This is a genomic window from Pseudomonas jinjuensis (assembly GCF_900103845.1).
Taxonomy (GTDB): Bacteria; Pseudomonadota; Gammaproteobacteria; order Pseudomonadales; family Pseudomonadaceae; genus Pseudomonas; species Pseudomonas jinjuensis.
In genome coordinates, this window is record NZ_FNIJ01000018.1 from 1 (window position 1) to 15239 (window position 15239).

Here is a 15239-nt window from a genome sequence, read left to right on the forward strand (position 1 = left end):
CGCCTGGCCACTTCATGGACGGGCTCATCGCGGAATAGCGCCATGCCCAGTACCAGCCAGAGCACCTGATCGGCAGGCAGGCGCCGCCGCCGGATGGTGGCCTGCGAGGAAAGGTGCAGCGCGGATTCCACCCACTCGACCGGAATGTTCTGGGTGAAGGTGCTCAGATCGGAGAAGTTGAACAGGTCGCCCAAGTCGAGCAGATGCTGTTGGAAAGACATAAAAAATCCGATGCCAGAAGTCTGGCATCGGATTTTCAGGGAAGGCCCCGCTGAGGCTCAAATGCTTAAGTGAACAGCATTACGCGAAATGCGGGCTTTTTTGCGCCACACTGGAAAGCCCCTCCTCCGCTCCGACCGTCCCATGCTCCAGCGCCTGCTTCCCCTGACCCTGATCGCCCTGCTCGCCGCCTGTGGCGAAGGCGAACCCCTCATCCCGCCGGATGCGCGGCTGCCGGATGGCGCGCGCTATCGCGGCGAGCTGGTGGACGGCCGGCTGCAGGGCGAAGGCCGGCTGGACTATGACAACGGCGCCTGGTATCGCGGCCAGTTCGACCGGGGCCTGCAGAACGGCCGGGGCGAATGGCACGGCGCCGACGGCTCGCACTATAGCGGCGAATTCCGCAATGGCCTGTTCGATGGCGAAGGCCGCCTCGAACTGCCCGGCGGCGGCGTCTACCAGGGGCGCTTCCGCAAGGGCGAATTCGACGGCGAGGGCCGTCTGGAACAGGCCGGCACCCGCTACAGCGGCGGCTTCCGAAACGGCCGCTACGATGGCCTGGGCATGCTGCAACTGCCCGACGGTTCGCGCCACCAGGGACAGTTCGCCAGGGGCGAGGCCAGCGGCCAGGGCGTGCGCGACGATGGCCTCGGCAACCAGTTCAGCGGCAACTTCAGCAAGGGCACGCTGGAAGGCGAAGGCACCTTCCGCGACGAAGCCGGCGACCACTACAGCGGGCAGTTCCGCAACGACCAGTTCGACGGCCCGGGGCGCTTCGAGAACGGCGACGGCGACGTGTGGATCGGCCGCTTCCGCGAGGGCGCGCTGAGCGGGCCGGGAGAGTTCCTCGGTGCCGACGGCAGCCGCTACAAGGGCCAGTTCTTCAACTGGCAGTTCGACGGCCAGGGCACCCTCAGCCAGGCGGATGGCCGCATCTACCAGGGCAATTTCGCCCGCGGCCGCTACTCCGGCGAAGGCACCCTCACCCACGGCGACGGGCGCATCGAGAAAGGCAACTGGAGCGGCGGGCGGCTGCTGCGCGACGCCAGCGGCCGCAGCCTGCCCAATCCGCTGGAAATCGGCCTGCTGGAACAGGGTGGGCTGCTGGAGAAGACGCTGGCGGCGATTCCCCGCTCCACGCCGAAGGTCGAGCTCTATGCCCTCACCGTCGGCGGCGACGGCCGGCAGAGCGTGTTCCTGCGCGAGGCCGACTATGTCGCCGACCTGCTCGGCAAACGCTTCGGCGCCCTCGGCGTGGCGCGCCTGGTCAACCATCGCGACCACATCGCCGACCGCCCGCTGGCCACCCGCGAAAGCCTGGCGCGCACGCTGCGCACCCTGGCCGAACGCAGCGGCCTGGAGGACATGCTGTTCATCTACCTCACCAGCCACGGCTCCCATGACCACCAGTTCGTCCTCGACATGCCGGGCATGCGCCTCGACGACCTGCCCGCCGCCGAACTGGCGACGCTGCTGGAACCGCTGAAGGATCGCTACAAGGTGCTGGTGATTTCCGCCTGCTACAGCGGCGGCTTCATCCCGCCGCTGAAGGACGAGCGGACCCTGATCATGACCGCCGCGCGCAGCGACCGGGTGTCCTTCGGCTGCTCCGAGGACGCCGACTTCACCTACTTCGGCCGCGCCCTGTTCGCCGAGGCGCTGAGCAGCACCGACGACCTGCAGAAGGCCTTCGCCATGGCCAGCGACAGCGTCGCCCGCCGCGAGAAGGAGGAAGACTTCGAGCCCTCCGAGCCGCAACTGTGGGCGCCGCCGGCAGTCCTGCAACGCTGGCAGGCGCTGCGCGAGGAGCGGGCGCGCTTCGCCATGGAAACCCCGGGCGTGAGCGTGCAGGCGAAACATTAGGCTGACAACTAAGCTGTAACTGTGTATCAGGAGAGAAGCACAGATGGCCTCGACTCCCACTCATGTACTGCTCGCCGGCGCTCTGGGACTCACCGGCGAACATCTGCTGGACCGCATGCTCAACGAGCCGACGGTCCGCCGCGTACTGGCGCCTACCCGCCGGCCGCTGGCCGAGCACCCGCGCCTGGACAATCCCAACGGCACGCTGGCCGAGCTGCTCCCGCAGCTGAAGGGTCCCATCGACACGGTGTTCTGCTGCCTCGGCGGCAGCCTCAAGGAGGCCGGCTCGGAGGCGGCGTTCCGCGCGATCGACTACGAGCTGCCGCTGGCCGTCGGCAAGCGCGCCCTGGAGCTGGGCGCGAAGCACTACCTGGTGGTCAGCGCGCTGGGGGCGGACAGCAAGTCGCCGAACTTCTACGACAGGGTCAAGGGCGAGATGGAAGACGCCCTGAGGGAACAGGGCTGGCCGCAACTGACCATCGCCCGCCCGCCCGTGCTGCTCGGCCAGCGCGAGGAAGTCCGCCTCGCCGACGTGCTCGCCGCGCCCTTCTCGCGCATGCTGCCGGGCAAGCTGCATGGCATCGAGGCCTGCGCCCTGGCCCGCGCGCTATGGCGTCTGGCGCTGGAACAGGGCACGGGGATTCGCATCGTCGAATCGGCGGAGTTGAGGAAGCTGGGCAAGTAACCTCGCGGCCGGTCGCGGGCATGGCCCGCTCCTACGGGACGTTCGGCGTTTATCGTTCCCACGCTCCTGCGTGGGAATGCCGCTCTCGACGCTCCCGCGTCGATGGGACGCGGAGCGTCCCCGGATGGGTTCCCACGCGGGAGCGTGGGAACCATGAAATCTTGCAGGAGCGGGCCATGCCCGCGAAATGCAGGCTCAATACCCGCCCCACACCTGCAAGCCGATGCCCAGCTCCGCCGCCACCGAGAACGGCAGCAGCAGCGTATCCAGCAACGCGCTGCCCGGCAGGTCGACGGCCGGGTAGGCCGGGGGTTCGGCGCCGAAGCGGTCCATCGGACAGCAGCCGCCGTGCATGGCGTACCAGTCCAGGCGGGTGCCGGCGTAGATCAGCGGCGCGCCGGGTTTGGCTGCGTCGAGGGTCTTCACCGTGGCGCAGCCGCTCAACAGCAGCGCGAGGATGACCACCCCGCAGGAGCGGGCCATGCCCGCGACGCTCTTGTGCCGAAGCTGGTCGCGGGCATGGCCCCCTCCTACAACGAGTTCACTCATCGCTGACAAGATAGTGCTCGCCCCAGCGCGGCAGCATGACCTGCGGGATGCCCAGCTGGTTGAGGATGCGCGCGACGACGAAGTCGATCAGGTCGTCCACCGACTGCGGCTGGTGGTAGAAGCCCGGCGACGCCGGCAGGATCACCGCGCCGAGGTTGGACAGCTTGAGCATGTTCTCCAGGTGGATGCTGGAGAACGGCGCCTCGCGCGGCACCAGGATCAGCTGGCGGCGCTCCTTCAGGGCGACGTCGGCGGCGCGTTCGATCAGGTTGTTGCAGGCGCCGGTGGCGATGGCCGAGAGCGTGCCCGTCGAACAGGGCACCACCACCATCGCCGAAGGCGCGCCGGAGCCGGAGGCCACCGGGGCCATCCAGTCTTCCTTGCCGTAGACGCGGATCTGCCCCGGCGCGGCGCCGGTGTATTCGCTGAGGAACGCCTGCATCGCCTGCGGCTTGCCCGGCAGGGTGACGTCGGTCTCGGTGGCGATGACCAGTTGCGCCGCCTTGGAGATCAGGAAGTGCACCTCGCGGTCTTCCTGGATCAGGCAGTCCAGCAGGCGCAGGCCGTACTGGGCGCCGGACGCGCCGGTCATGGCGAGAGTGATGCGTTCGGCTCCGACCATGCTTCAGCCCTCCAGCGCCTTCGCCAGCTTGCCATGCAGGCCGCCGAAGCCGCCGTTGCTCATGATCACCACCTGGGTGCCCGGTGCGGCCTGGGCCTTCACCTGCTCGATGATCGCCTCCAGCGAATCGCACACCTGCGACGGCACGGTGCACAGCGCTGCGGTGGCGGCCAGGTCCCAGCCGAGGTTCGGCGGCGCGTACCAGTACACCTGGTCGGCCTGCAACACGCTGTCCGGCAGGCCGTCGCGGTGGGCGCCGAGCTTCATGGAGTTGGAGCGCGGCTCGATGATGGCGATCACCGGCGCATCGCCGACGCGCTTGCGCAGGCCGTCGAGGGTGGTGGCGATGGCGGTCGGGTGGTGGGCGAAGTCGTCGTAGATGGTCACGCCCTGCACCTCGGCGACCTTCTCCATGCGCCGCTTCACGCTGCGGAAGGCCGACAGCGCGGCGCAGCCCAGCTCCGGCACCACGCCCACATGCCGCGCGGCGGCGAGGCAGGCCAGGGCGTTGGCGACGTTGTGCTGTCCGGTCAGCTCCCAGTCCACGGTGCCCTGCGCCTGCCCCTCGAACGACACCTCGAAGCGCGAGCCGTCTTCCGCCAGCAGACGCGCCTGCCACTGGCCGCCTGCGCCGGTGGTCTGCACCGGGGTCCAGCAGCCCATGCCGAGCACGCGCTTGAGCGCGGCTTCGCTTTCCGGATGGATGATCAGGCCCTCGCCGGGGATGGTCCGCACCAGATGATGGAACTGCCGCTCGATGGAGGCGAGGTCAGGGAAGATGTCCGCGTGGTCGAATTCCAGGTTGTTGAGGATCGCCGTGCGCGGGCGGTAGTGGACGAACTTGGAGCGCTTGTCGAAGAAGGCGCTGTCGTACTCGTCCGCCTCGACCACGAAGAACGGCGTGCCGCCGAGCCGCGCCGAGACGCCAAAGTTCTGCGGCACGCCGCCGATCAGGAAGCCCGGGCTCATGCCGGCATGCTCCAGTACCCAGGCCAGCATGCTGCTGGTGGTGGTCTTGCCGTGGGTGCCGGCCACGGCGAGTACCCAGCGGCCCTGCAGCACGTGGTCGGCCAGCCACTGCGGGCCGGATACGTAGGGCAGGCCCTTGTTCAGTACATGCTCCACCGCCGGGTTGCCGCGCGACAGCGCGTTGCCGATCACCACCAGGTCCGGCGCCGGCTCCAGGTGGGCGGGGTCGTAGCCCTGCATCAGCTCGATGCCCTGGGCTTCCAGCTGGGTGCTCATCGGGGGATAGACGTTGGCGTCGGAGCCGGTCACCCGATGGCCGAGCTCCTTGGCCAGCACGGCCAGCGAGCCCATGAAGGTACCGCAGATGCCGAGAACGTGGATATGCATGAAAACTCCTGCGGGAAAGCAGCGAAGGTGCCTTGATTGCGCGGCAGATTAGCACAGCGCCGGCCGCGGGCGGCGGGGCTCCGGACGGATCAGACGGCGGCCGGCGGCGAGGGTTCCGCACGCTCCGGCCGTGGCGACGAAAGCGCCGGACACTGCCGTCTCGCCGGCTTGCCGACGGATTCTGGACTAGAGTTCGTTGCATCCCCCGCATGCATCCGGGCGGCATGCCGTTTCCATGTCGTACAGGCCCGAGCCCCGCTTTTTCGGTGCTTTTCCAGCCAACAGGGGGAAGTCGTCTTCGACGGGCCGGCGACCCGCAACGCCAGGACTTTCAGGAGGACCGCCAGGATGACTGCCCCCCTTACCCTCGCCGAGCTGCGCAAGCTGGCCGAAGCCGGCAGCGTGGACACCGTGATGGCCTGCATCGTCGACATGCAGGGCCGGCTGATCGGCAAGCGCTTCCAGGTCGAGTTCTTCCTCGACAGCGCCCACGAGGAAACCCACGGCTGCGACTACCTGCTGGCCGACGACATCGACATGGAGCCGGTGCCCGGCTACGCCGCCGCCAGCTGGCAGAAGGGCTACGGCGACTTCGTGTTCAAGCCCGACCTCTCCACCCTGCGCCTGGTGCCCTGGGTGGAGGGCGCCGCGCTGGTGCTGTGCGACGTGCAGGACCACCACGGCCACGACCTGCCGCACAGCCCGCGGGGCATCCTCAAGCGGCAGATCGCCCGGCTGGAGGAGCGCGGCTACAGGGGCATGTTCGCCTCGGAGCTGGAGTTCTACGTGTTCGACGAGAGCTACGAGGCCATCCACCGGCGCAACTACCACCAGCCCCGGCCGATCAACTACGACATCGAGGACTACAGCATCCTGCAGACCATGCGCGAGGAGCCGGTGATGCGCGCCATCCGCCGCAACCTGCAGGCGGCAGGGATTCCGGTGGAGAACTCGAAGGGCGAATGGGGGCCGGGGCAGGAAGAGATCAACGTGCGCTACGCCGATGCGCTGACCATGGCCGACCGCCACAGCATCATCAAGCACGCCTGCAAGGAAATCGCCATGCAGCACGGCAAGGCGCTGACCTTCATGGCCAAGTGGCGCTACGACCTGGCCGGCTCCAGTTGCCATATCCACAGCTCGCTGTGGAGCACCAAGCGCAGCAAGCCGCTGTTCCACGATCCAAAGGCGGAATACGGCATGTCCGCGCTGATGCGCCAGTGGGTCGCCGGGCAGCTCAAATACGCCCGAGACATCACCTGGTTCCTCGCGCCCTACATCAATTCCTACAAGCGCTTCCAGGTCGGCACCTTCGCCCCGACCCGCGCGGTGTGGAGCCGCGACAACCGCACCGCCGGCTTCCGCCTGTGCGCCGAGGACAGCGCGGCGATCCGCATCGAATGCCGCATCGGCGGTGCCGACCTGAACCCCTACCTGGCCTACGCCGCGCTGATCGCCGCCGGTCTGGCCGGTATCGACGAACAGCTGGAACTGGGCAAACCCTATGCAGGAGACGCCTACCAGAACAGCCGCCTGCCGGAAGTGGCGAAGACCCTGCGCGACGCCGCCAGCGCGCTGAAGGGTTCGAAGATGCTCAAGCAGGCCTTCGGCGACGAGGTGGTCGCCCACTACCTGCACACGGCCAACTGGGAGCAGCTGGAATACGACCGGCGCGTGACCGACTGGGAATTGCGCCGGGGCTTCGAGCGGTATTAGCCGTGCCGCTTTTGGCTTTTCGTAGGAGCCAGCTTGCTGGCGATAGCCATCCTTTCCGGCAGCTTCGTCGTAATGAGCGGCAACGGATCGCCAGCAAGCTGGCTCCTACAGGTACGGAGTTTCATATGCAGGGCGGGTGCAACCCGCCAACCCAACGATCGAGGGGGTACCCGCATGAGCGACGCCATCCGCCTGATATCCCCGGTCGACGGCAGCCTCTATGCCGAACGGCCGTACACCAGCGCCGCCGCCATCGACCATGCCCTGCACGCCGCCGAGCAGGCGCAGCACGCCTGGCGCCGGCGCCCGCTGGAGGAACGCGCGGCGTTCTGCAACGCGGCGGTGCAGGCGATGCTGGAGATGGGCGACGAGATCGTCCCCGAGCTGGCCTGGCAGATGGGCCGCCCGGTGCGCCATGGCGCCGGCGAGCTGCGCGGTTTCGCCGAACGCGCGCGGCACATGATCGAGATCGCCCCTGCCGCGCTGGTCGATATCGAGCCGGAGCCGAAGACCGGCTTCCGCCGCTACATCCGCCGCGAGCCGCTGGGGCTGGTGCTGGTCATCGCGCCGTGGAACTACCCCTACCTCACCGCGGTGAACTCGCTGATCCCGGCGCTGATGGCCGGCAACGCCGTGCTGCTCAAGCACGCCAGCCAGACCCTGCTGGTCGGCGAGCGCTTCGCCGAGGCGTTCCGCCGCGCCAACCTGCCGGAAGGGCTATTCCACAACCTGCTGCTGAACCACGAGCAGACCGCCTCGATCATCGGCTCCGGGCGCATCCAGCAGGTCAACTTCACCGGCTCGGTGGTCGGCGGCGCGGAAATCCAGCAGGCCGCCTGCGGGCAGTTCCTCGGCCTCGGCCTGGAACTCGGCGGCAAGGACCCGGCCTACGTGCGCGCCGACGCCGACCTCGGCCACGCGGTGGAAAACCTGGTGGACGGCGCCTTCTTCAATTCCGGGCAGAGCTGCTGCGGCATCGAGCGCATCTACGTGGACAGGGCCATCTACCCGCGCTTCGTCGAAGCCTTCGCCGAACTGACCCGCCAGTACGTGCTCGGCAACCCGCTGCAGCAAGCCACCACCCTCGGCCCGCTGGTCAGCCCCAGGGCCGCCGCCTTCGTCCGCGGCCAGATCGCCGCCGCCCAGGCCCAGGGCGCCAAGGCGCTGATCGACCCCCACGGCTTCGCCGCCATGCCCATCGACAGCGCCTACCTGGCGCCGCAGGTGCTGGTGGACGTCGACCACCACATGGCGGTGATGCGCGAGGAAAGCTTCGGCCCGGTGGTCGGGATCATGCCGGTGTGCTCCGAGGAACAGGCCATCACTCTGATGAACGACAGCCCCTTCGGCCTCACCGCCTCGATCTGGACCGCCGACCTCGCCGCCGCCGAACGCATCGGCGACGCGCTGGCCACCGGCACCGTGTTCATGAACCGCTGCGACTATCTCGACCCGGCGCTGGCCTGGACCGGCGTCCGCCACAGCGGCCACGGCGCCACCCTGTCGCGGGTCGGCTACGAGTGCCTGACGCGGCCGAAGTCGTTTCACCTGCGGCATGAGTTGTGAGGGCATGGGATGGACGCAGGAGCGTCCAGGGATGCATTTCCACGCGGAAGCGTGGGAACGATGAGCATCGGCGTTGCCTGTTTCCCCTCACCCTAACCCTCTCCCCGAGGAGAGGGGACCGTCCGGAGTTGCCAGTTGGCACGGCATTCATCCCGACGCCAATCTGCCCCCTCTCCCTCCGGGAGACGACTACAGGGATGTAGGAGGTAGGGCGACGCAGGAGCTTAAGCCGAGGGTTGGGGTGAGGGAACCCCAGCGCCAGGCTTTCCGTAGGGTGGATGGCGCTCTTCCCATCCACCATCCCGCCCACCACCGAGGACCGTCGATGACCAAAACCGCCAACTGGACCTACCCCACCGCCGTCCGCTTCGGTGTCGGCCGCATCCGCGAGCTGCCCGAACTCTGCCGCACCCAGGGCATCCTCCGCCCGCTGCTGGTCACCGACCGCGGCCTGGCGAGCGCGCCCATGACCACGGATATCCTCGCCTCCCTGCACGACGCCGGTCTGCCGGCGGAGCTGTTCAGCGACCTCAAGCCCAACCCGGTGGAAGCCAACCTCGCAGCCGGGCTGGCCGCCTACCGCGCCGGCGGGCACGACGGCGTGGTCGCCCTCGGCGGCGGCAGCGGGCTGGACATGGGCAAGCTGATCGCCTTCATGAGCGGGCAGACGCGGCCGGTATGGGACTTCGAGGACATCGGCGACTGGTGGACCCGCGCCGACGCCAGCGCCATCGCCCCGGTGATCGCCATCCCCACCACCGCCGGCACCGGCTCGGAAGTCGGCCGCGCCGGCGTGCTCACCGACGACCGCACGCACACCAAGCGCATCATCTTCCACCCCGGAATGATGCCGAAGGTGGTGATCAGCGACCCGGCGCTCACCGTCGGCATGCCGGCCAGGATCACCGCCGGCACCGGCATGGACGCCTTCGCCCACTGCCTGGAAGCCTACTGCGCGCCAGGCTTCCATCCGCTGGCCGACGGCATCGCGCTGGAAGGCATGCACCTGGTGGCGGGCGCCCTGCGCCGCGCGGTGCACACGCCGGACGACCTCGACGCCCGCGCCGACATGCTCGCCGCCGCCGCCATGGGCGCCACCGCCTTCCAGAAGGGCCTCGGCGGCATGCATGCGCTGTCGCACCCGGTCGGCGCGCTGTACGACACCCACCACGGCATGACCAATGCCGTGTTCATGCCCTACGTGCTGCAGTTCAACCGCCCGGCGATCGAGGAAAAGATCGCCCGCGTGGCCGCCTACCTCGGCCTGCTGCCGCCGGGGTTCGATGCGTTCCTGGATTTCGTGCTGGAGCTGCGTGACGAGATCGGCGTGCCGCATACCCTGGCGGAGCTGGGTGTGGATAACGGACAGGCAGAGCTCATCGCGAAAATGGCGGTGGTCGATCCGTCCGCCGGAGGCAATCCGCGGCCGTTGAGCGAGGCGGATACGGCGGCGATTTTCGCGGCGGCGATGGAGGGGAGGATTTGAACTTGGGAGCGCGCCATGCGCGCGATCGCGGGCATGGCGCGCTCCTACAGGCTCCGCCGGCCCGCGGCGATGGTGGGGCAGGTGTAGGGTGGATCACGCTCCACCGATCCACCATGGCCGCGCATGCGGCCCCGAAACTGGTGGATGAAAAGAACCTCATCCACGCCTGGGTCACGGTTCGGCGCGGCTTATGCCATGCCGGCGCAGCTTGCGATACAGCGTATTGCGGCTGATCCCCAGCTTCTCCGCCACCCGGCTCATGTGCCAGCGCTGGCCTTCCAGCACCGCCAGCAGCGCCGCGCGTTCGGCGGTCTGGAGGGCATCCTCGGCGGGTTCCGATGATGGTTTCGCAACGGCGGGAGGCCGGCGAATCTCCGCCGGCAGGTCGTCCAGACGAATCCAGCCGTCCTCGCACAACGCCACCAGCGTGCGCAGCACATTGCGCAGCTGCCGCACGTTGCCCGGCCAGTGGAAATCGAGCAGTTGCCGGCGCGCATCCTCGCCGAGCAGCGGCGGGCGGCCCTTCGATTCCTCGCGCAACAGGTGGTCGAGCAGATCGGCCTTGTCCGCCCGTTCGCGCAGTGGCGGCAGTTCCAGCACCAGGCCGTTGAGGCGGTAGTAGAGGTCCTCGCGGAAAGTGCCGGCGGCGACCAGTTCGCCGAGGTCGCGGTGGGTCGCGCTGATCAGGCGCAGGTCTACCGACTGCGCCGCGCCGTCGCCCAGCGGCAGCACCTGGCGCTCCTCCAGCACGCGCAGCAGGCGGGTCTGCAGACTCAGCGGCATGTCGCCGATCTCGTCGAGGAACAGGGTGCCGCCGTCGGCCTGCTGGATCTTGCCTTTCATGCCTTCCTTGCGCGCGCCGGTGAAGCTGCCGCCGCGGTAGCCGAACAGCTCGCTCTCGATCAGCGCTTCCGGGATCGCCGCGCAGTTCAGCGCGACGAATGCCTTGCCGGAGCGCTCGCCGGCCTGGTGCACGGCCTTGGCGAACGCCTCCTTGCCGGAGCCGGTCTCGCCGTGCAGCAGCAGCGGCACGTCGTGGGCATAGACCTTCAGCGCACGGCGGAAATCCTTGGCCAGTTGCGGATCGCCCAGGCACAGGCCCGGAGCGCGTGGCGCCGGCGGAATCGCCTGCGGCACGCTGCGCGGCCGACCGCGCAGCAGCGCATGGAACTGCCGCCCGGAGTGCGCGCGCAGCGGCCAGCTCGCCAGCGGCTGCAGTTGCGCACGCGCCAGCAGGTCGTCGAGTCGGCAGTCGAAGAAGTGTTCCAGCGAGCGGCCGACCAGGCTTTCGCGGCTGCTGCCGAGCAGGTTGATGGCGCTCTGGTTGGCCGCCTGGATGCGCCCGTCGCCGTCGAAGGCCAGCAGCGCCTCGCTGAACAGGCCGAGGTACTCCGCCTGCAGGTGGAAGCGCAGCAGCCAGCGGTCCTCGAACTGGCGCAGGAAGTAGCAGCTCTCGATGGTCTTCGCCGACAGGTTGACCAGCGCCATGGTGTGGAACTGGCTCTGCCGCGACAGCTCGCGGCGCGCGGCGGAGACGTCGAGCACCGCCAGCAGGTCGCCGTGGGGATCGAACACCGGGCTGGCGGAACAGGTGAGGCCGGTGTGGCGGCTGCGGAAATGTTCGTCGCGGTGGATGGTCAGGGCCTGGCGCTCGACCAGGCAGGTGCCGATGCCGTTGGTGCCTTCCCGTGCCTCGCTCCAGTCGGCGCCGAGGCGCAGGCCGGCCTGCTCGAAGGTGCGACGGTCGGCGTCATCGTTGATGCAGTCGAGGATCACCCCGCGCGCATCGGTGAGCAGCACCGAATGGCCGGCGCCGGAGAGCTGCTGGTGCAGGCTGTTCATCTCGCCGCTGGCGATCTCCAGCACCGGGTGCAGATGTTCGCGGCATTCGAGCATGCGCGCGTGTTCGAGCACGCTGGGCGGCAGCGCCTGGCCCGGGTCGAGGCGGTACTGCTCCAGGCAGCGCAGCCAGGAGCGGGCGATGGACGGGTCGGCCGCCGGTCCGCTGGCCTGCAGACGGCCCTCGGCCACGGTCATGACCTGGCGGGCGTGGCGACTCGAATCGTTCGCACTCATTGTTGTTCTCCGCAGTTCTCGGTGCTGCAGCGAGGTCGGATTCTTCAGGCAGTTTCCGACGCAGTTTCCGCAGCATCCTCCGACTTCGGAGACATTGCAACGCCCTGCCGACCGTCAGGTCACGACTGTCACGGAAAGGGGACAAAGTGTCACCCGGGACTGTGCCAAGGGCGGTACGACGGCCTCTTCCGCGTCTTCGCCGGAACGCGACGGAACCAGCAACGGCGCGGCTTTCGCTGGCATGGCCCAGCCCTTGCACTAGGCTTGGATAACGCCCCAAGCGTCCTCCCGAACAACGACAAGATCCAGGAGACCCACCATGCGTTACGCCCATCCCGGTACCGAAGGCGCCCTCGTTTCCTTCAAGTCCCGCTACGGCAACTACATCGGCGGCGAATTCGTCGCGCCGGTGAAGGGCCAGTACTTCACCAACACTTCTCCGGTGAATGGCCAGCCGATCGCCGAATTCCCCCGTTCCACTGCCGAAGACGTCGACAAGGCCCTCGACGCCGCCCATGCCGCGGCCGATGCATGGGGCCGCACCTCGGTGCAGGAGCGCTCCAACGTGCTGCTGCGCATCGCCGACCGCATCGAACAGAACCTGGAAAAGCTCGCCATCACCGAAACCTGGGACAACGGCAAGCCGATCCGTGAAACCCTGAATGCCGATATCCCGCTGGCGGTCGACCACTTCCGCTACTTCGCCGGCTGCATCCGCGCCCAGGAAGGCGGCGCCGCCGAGATCAACGAATCCACCGTGGCCTACCACATCCACGAGCCGCTGGGCGTGGTCGGGCAGATCATCCCGTGGAACTTCCCGCTGCTGATGGCCGCCTGGAAACTCGCGCCGGCGCTGGCCGCCGGCAACTGCGTGGTGCTGAAACCTGCCGAGCAGACCCCGCTGGGCATCGCCGTGCTGATGGAAGTGATCGGCGACCTGCTGCCGCCGGGCGTGCTCAACATCGTCCAGGGCTTCGGCAAGGAGGCCGGCGAGGCGCTGGCGACCAGCAAGCGCATCGCCAAGATCGCCTTCACCGGCTCGACCCCGGTGGGCTCGCACATCCTCAAGTGCGCGGCGGAGAACATCATCCCGTCCACCGTGGAGCTGGGCGGCAAGAGCCCGAACATCTACTTCGAAGACATCATGCAGGCCGAGCCGACCTTCATCGAGAAGGCCGCCGAGGGCCTGGTGCTGGCCTTCTTCAACCAAGGCGAGGTGTGCACCTGCCCGTCGCGGGCGCTGGTGCAGGAATCCATCTATCCGGCGTTCATGGCCGAGGTGCTGAAGAAGGTGAAGGCGATCAAGCGCGGCGACCCGCTGGACACCGACACCATGGTCGGCGCCCAGGCTTCGCAGCAGCAGTACGAGAAGATCCTTTCCTACCTCGACATCGCCCAGCAGGAGGGCGCGGAAGTGCTCGCCGGCGGTGCGGTGGAGCGCCTCGACGGTGACCTGGCGACCGGCTACTACATCCAGCCGACCCTGCTCAAGGGCAACAACAAGATGCGCGTGTTCCAGGAGGAAATCTTCGGCCCGGTGGTCGGCGTCACCACCTTCAAGGATGAAGCCGAAGCCCTGGCGATCGCCAACGACACCGAGTACGGCCTCGGCGCGGGCCTGTGGACCCGCGACATCAACCGCGCCTACCGCATGGGCCGCGGCATCAAGGCCGGCCGCGTGTGGACCAACTGCTACCACCTGTACCCGGCGCACGCCGCGTTCGGTGGCTACAAGAAGTCCGGCGTCGGCCGCGAGACCCACAAGATGATGCTCGACCACTACCAGCAGACCAAGAACCTGCTGGTGAGCTATGACATCAATCCGCTGGGCTTCTTCTAAGCCTTGTCAAATCTCTCCCAGCTCTCTTCTTCGCGGCCTTCGGGCCGCGTTTTTTATGCCTGCGCGGGGCCAATCGTCGGCCCGTACTACCCGCCTCCAGCGCAGCGCTAGACTGGGGTTCCGCCCCGTCCGGCGCACGCGCGGACGGATTCCGCACGGCGGTGCTCCGCAACGGAGGACATGCCATGGACGAAGCAAAACTCAACGACTTCATGGGCCGTCTGGTCGCCGACATGGGCGGCGCGGCCATGCTCGCCAGCGTCCTGCTCGGCGATGAACTGGGCCTGTACAAGGCGATGGCCGACAACCAGCCGGTCAGCCCGGAAGAGCTGGCCGAACGCACCGGCTGCAATCCGCGGCTGCTGCGCGAATGGCTCAGCGCCCAGGCCGCTTCCGGCTATATCGAACATGCCGACGGCCGCTTCCGCCTGCCCGAGGAACAGGCCCTCGCCCTGGCCGTGGAGGACTCGCCGGTGTACGTGGCCGGCGGCGCCGGCGTGCTGGCCGCGCTGTACCAGGACAAGGACAAGCTGGTCGCGGCCATGCGCGGCGACGGCGCCCTGCCCTGGGGCGACCACCATCCCTGCCTGTTCCGCGGCACCGAGCGCTTCTTCCGCCCCGGCTACCGCGCGCACCTGGTGGAGGAATGGCTGCCGGCGCTGGACGGCGTGGTCGACAAGCTGCGCGCCGGCGCACGGGTGGCCGACATCGGCTGCGGCCATGGCGCGTCCACTGTGATCATGGCCCAGGCCTTCCCGGCCTCGCGCTTCTTCGGCTTCGACTACCACGCGCCTTCGGTGGAAACCGCCAGCCAGCGCGCCCGGGACGCCGGCGTCGGCGAGCGCGTGGAGTTCGCCCGGGCCAGCGCCAAGGACTATCCCGGCGAATACGACCTGATCTGCTTCTTCGACTGCCTGCACGACATGGGCGACCCGGTGGGCGCGGCGCGCCATGCCGGCGAACGCCTGGCGGAGGGCGGCACGGTGCTGCTGGTCGAGCCCTACGCCGGGGACAGCCTGGAGGAAAACCTGACGCCGGTGGGCCGGCTGTACTACGCCGCCTCGACCTTCATCTGCACGCCCAACTCGCTGTCCCAGGAGGTGGGACTGGGCCTCGGCGCCCAGGCCGGCGAGGCGCGCCTGCGGACGGTGTTCGAGGAGGCCGGCTTCAGCCAGTTCCGGCGGGCAGCGGAGACGCCGTTCAACCTGATCCTCGAAGCACGGCGGTGAAATATCGCGAACGGGCGGGATAGGCGTAGGGT

12 protein-coding genes are annotated in these 15239 nt (G+C 68.5%); 7 read left to right on the plus strand and 5 right to left on the minus strand.

Annotation, left to right across the window (positions count from 1 at the left end):
• Nucleotides 1–221: transposase domain-containing protein (locus BLR75_RS21765; RefSeq protein WP_175469379.1), on the minus strand; the 221-nt coding region annotated here is incomplete at its 3' end.
• Nucleotides 222–363: 142 nt separating this feature from the next.
• Between BLR75_RS21765 and BLR75_RS21770 the strand changes: the two genes are divergently transcribed.
• Complete coding sequence (locus tag BLR75_RS21770; RefSeq protein WP_084313282.1) at nt 364–2082, plus strand: C13 family peptidase; 1719 nt, start codon at nt 364–366, stop codon at nt 2080–2082.
• Between the two features lie 43 nt (nt 2083–2125).
• A complete protein-coding gene (locus BLR75_RS21775; RefSeq protein WP_084313283.1) occupies nt 2126–2767 on the plus strand; it encodes a Rossmann-fold NAD(P)-binding domain-containing protein in 642 nt (213 codons plus the stop codon).
• A 195-nt stretch (nt 2768–2962) separates the two neighbouring features.
• On the opposite strand, the gene BLR75_RS21780 is transcribed toward BLR75_RS21775, so the two are convergent.
• From BLR75_RS21780 to mpl, 3 genes are read right to left on the minus strand one after another with little or no spacing between them, the layout of a single operon-like run.
• Nucleotides 2963–3250: a YceK/YidQ family lipoprotein gene (locus BLR75_RS21780; RefSeq protein ID WP_084313284.1), complete on the minus strand. Its 288-nt coding sequence runs from the start codon at nt 3248–3250 to the stop codon at nt 2963–2965.
• 58 nt (nt 3251–3308) lie between these two features.
• On the minus strand, nt 3309–3938 hold the full coding sequence (ubiX, locus tag BLR75_RS21785) for a flavin prenyltransferase UbiX (RefSeq protein WP_084313285.1): 630 nt from the start codon (nt 3936–3938) through the stop codon (nt 3309–3311).
• Nucleotides 3939–3941: 3 nt separating this feature from the next.
• Nucleotides 3942–5294 (minus strand): UDP-N-acetylmuramate:L-alanyl-gamma-D-glutamyl-meso-diaminopimelate ligase, encoded by a 1353-nt coding sequence (gene mpl, locus BLR75_RS21790; protein WP_084313286.1) that lies wholly within the window; start codon nt 5292–5294, stop codon nt 3942–3944.
• 348 nt (nt 5295–5642) lie between these two features.
• On the opposite strand from mpl, the gene BLR75_RS21795 reads away from it, so the two are divergent.
• The 3 genes from BLR75_RS21795 (at nt 5643) to BLR75_RS21805 (ending at nt 10062) form a co-directional block, all read left to right on the plus strand.
• Nucleotides 5643–7010, plus strand: a complete 1368-nt coding sequence (locus BLR75_RS21795; protein WP_084313287.1) for a glutamine synthetase family protein — start codon at nt 5643–5645, stop codon at nt 7008–7010.
• Between the two features lie 174 nt (nt 7011–7184).
• Nucleotides 7185–8576 carry an aldehyde dehydrogenase family protein gene (locus BLR75_RS21800; RefSeq protein ID WP_084313288.1) on the plus strand — a complete coding sequence of 464 codons (1392 nt, stop codon included), beginning with the start codon at nt 7185–7187 and terminating at the stop codon, nt 8574–8576.
• Between the two features lie 325 nt (nt 8577–8901).
• Nucleotides 8902–10062: an iron-containing alcohol dehydrogenase gene (locus BLR75_RS21805; RefSeq protein WP_084313289.1), complete on the plus strand. Its 1161-nt coding sequence runs from the start codon at nt 8902–8904 to the stop codon at nt 10060–10062.
• 171 nt (nt 10063–10233) lie between these two features.
• Here BLR75_RS21805 and BLR75_RS21810 read toward each other — a convergent pair whose 3' ends face one another.
• Nucleotides 10234–12138, minus strand: coding sequence for a sigma-54-dependent Fis family transcriptional regulator (locus BLR75_RS21810; protein WP_084313290.1), 1905 nt, complete (start codon nt 12136–12138; stop codon nt 10234–10236).
• A gap of 319 nt (nt 12139–12457) precedes the next feature.
• On the opposite strand from BLR75_RS21810, the gene exaC reads away from it, so the two are divergent.
• Nucleotides 12458–13978 carry an acetaldehyde dehydrogenase ExaC gene (gene exaC / locus BLR75_RS21815; protein WP_084313291.1) on the plus strand — a complete coding sequence of 507 codons (1521 nt, stop codon included), beginning with the start codon at nt 12458–12460 and terminating at the stop codon, nt 13976–13978.
• A 185-nt stretch (nt 13979–14163) separates the two neighbouring features.
• Nucleotides 14164–15207 carry a methyltransferase domain-containing protein gene (locus tag BLR75_RS21820; RefSeq protein ID WP_084313292.1) on the plus strand — a complete coding sequence of 348 codons (1044 nt, stop codon included), beginning with the start codon at nt 14164–14166 and terminating at the stop codon, nt 15205–15207.
• Nucleotides 15208–15239 lie beyond the last annotated feature (32 nt).

Bases quoted from the DNA above. Each gene is read 5' to 3' on its own strand.
- BLR75_RS21795 (WP_084313287.1), top strand. From the start codon at position 5,643: ATGACTGCCCCCCTTACCCTCGCCGAGCTGCGCAAGCTGGCCGAAGCC.
- BLR75_RS21775 (WP_084313283.1), top strand. From the start codon at position 2,126: ATGGCCTCGACTCCCACTCATGTACTGCTCGCCGGCGCTCTGGGACTC.
- BLR75_RS21820 (WP_084313292.1), top strand. From the start codon at position 14,164: ATGGACGAAGCAAAACTCAACGACTTCATGGGCCGTCTGGTCGCCGAC.
- ubiX (WP_084313285.1), bottom strand. From the start codon at position 3,938: ATGGTCGGAGCCGAACGCATCACTCTCGCCATGACCGGCGCGTCCGGC.
- mpl (WP_084313286.1), bottom strand. From the start codon at position 5,294: ATGCATATCCACGTTCTCGGCATCTGCGGTACCTTCATGGGCTCGCTG.
- BLR75_RS21780 (WP_084313284.1), bottom strand. From the start codon at position 3,250: ATGGCCCGCTCCTGCGGGGTGGTCATCCTCGCGCTGCTGTTGAGCGGC.
- BLR75_RS21800 (WP_084313288.1), top strand. From the start codon at position 7,185: ATGAGCGACGCCATCCGCCTGATATCCCCGGTCGACGGCAGCCTCTAT.
- exaC (WP_084313291.1), top strand. From the start codon at position 12,458: ATGCGTTACGCCCATCCCGGTACCGAAGGCGCCCTCGTTTCCTTCAAG.
- BLR75_RS21805 (WP_084313289.1), top strand. From the start codon at position 8,902: ATGACCAAAACCGCCAACTGGACCTACCCCACCGCCGTCCGCTTCGGT.
- BLR75_RS21770 (WP_084313282.1), top strand. From the start codon at position 364: ATGCTCCAGCGCCTGCTTCCCCTGACCCTGATCGCCCTGCTCGCCGCC.
- BLR75_RS21810 (WP_084313290.1), bottom strand. From the start codon at position 12,138: ATGAGTGCGAACGATTCGAGTCGCCACGCCCGCCAGGTCATGACCGTG.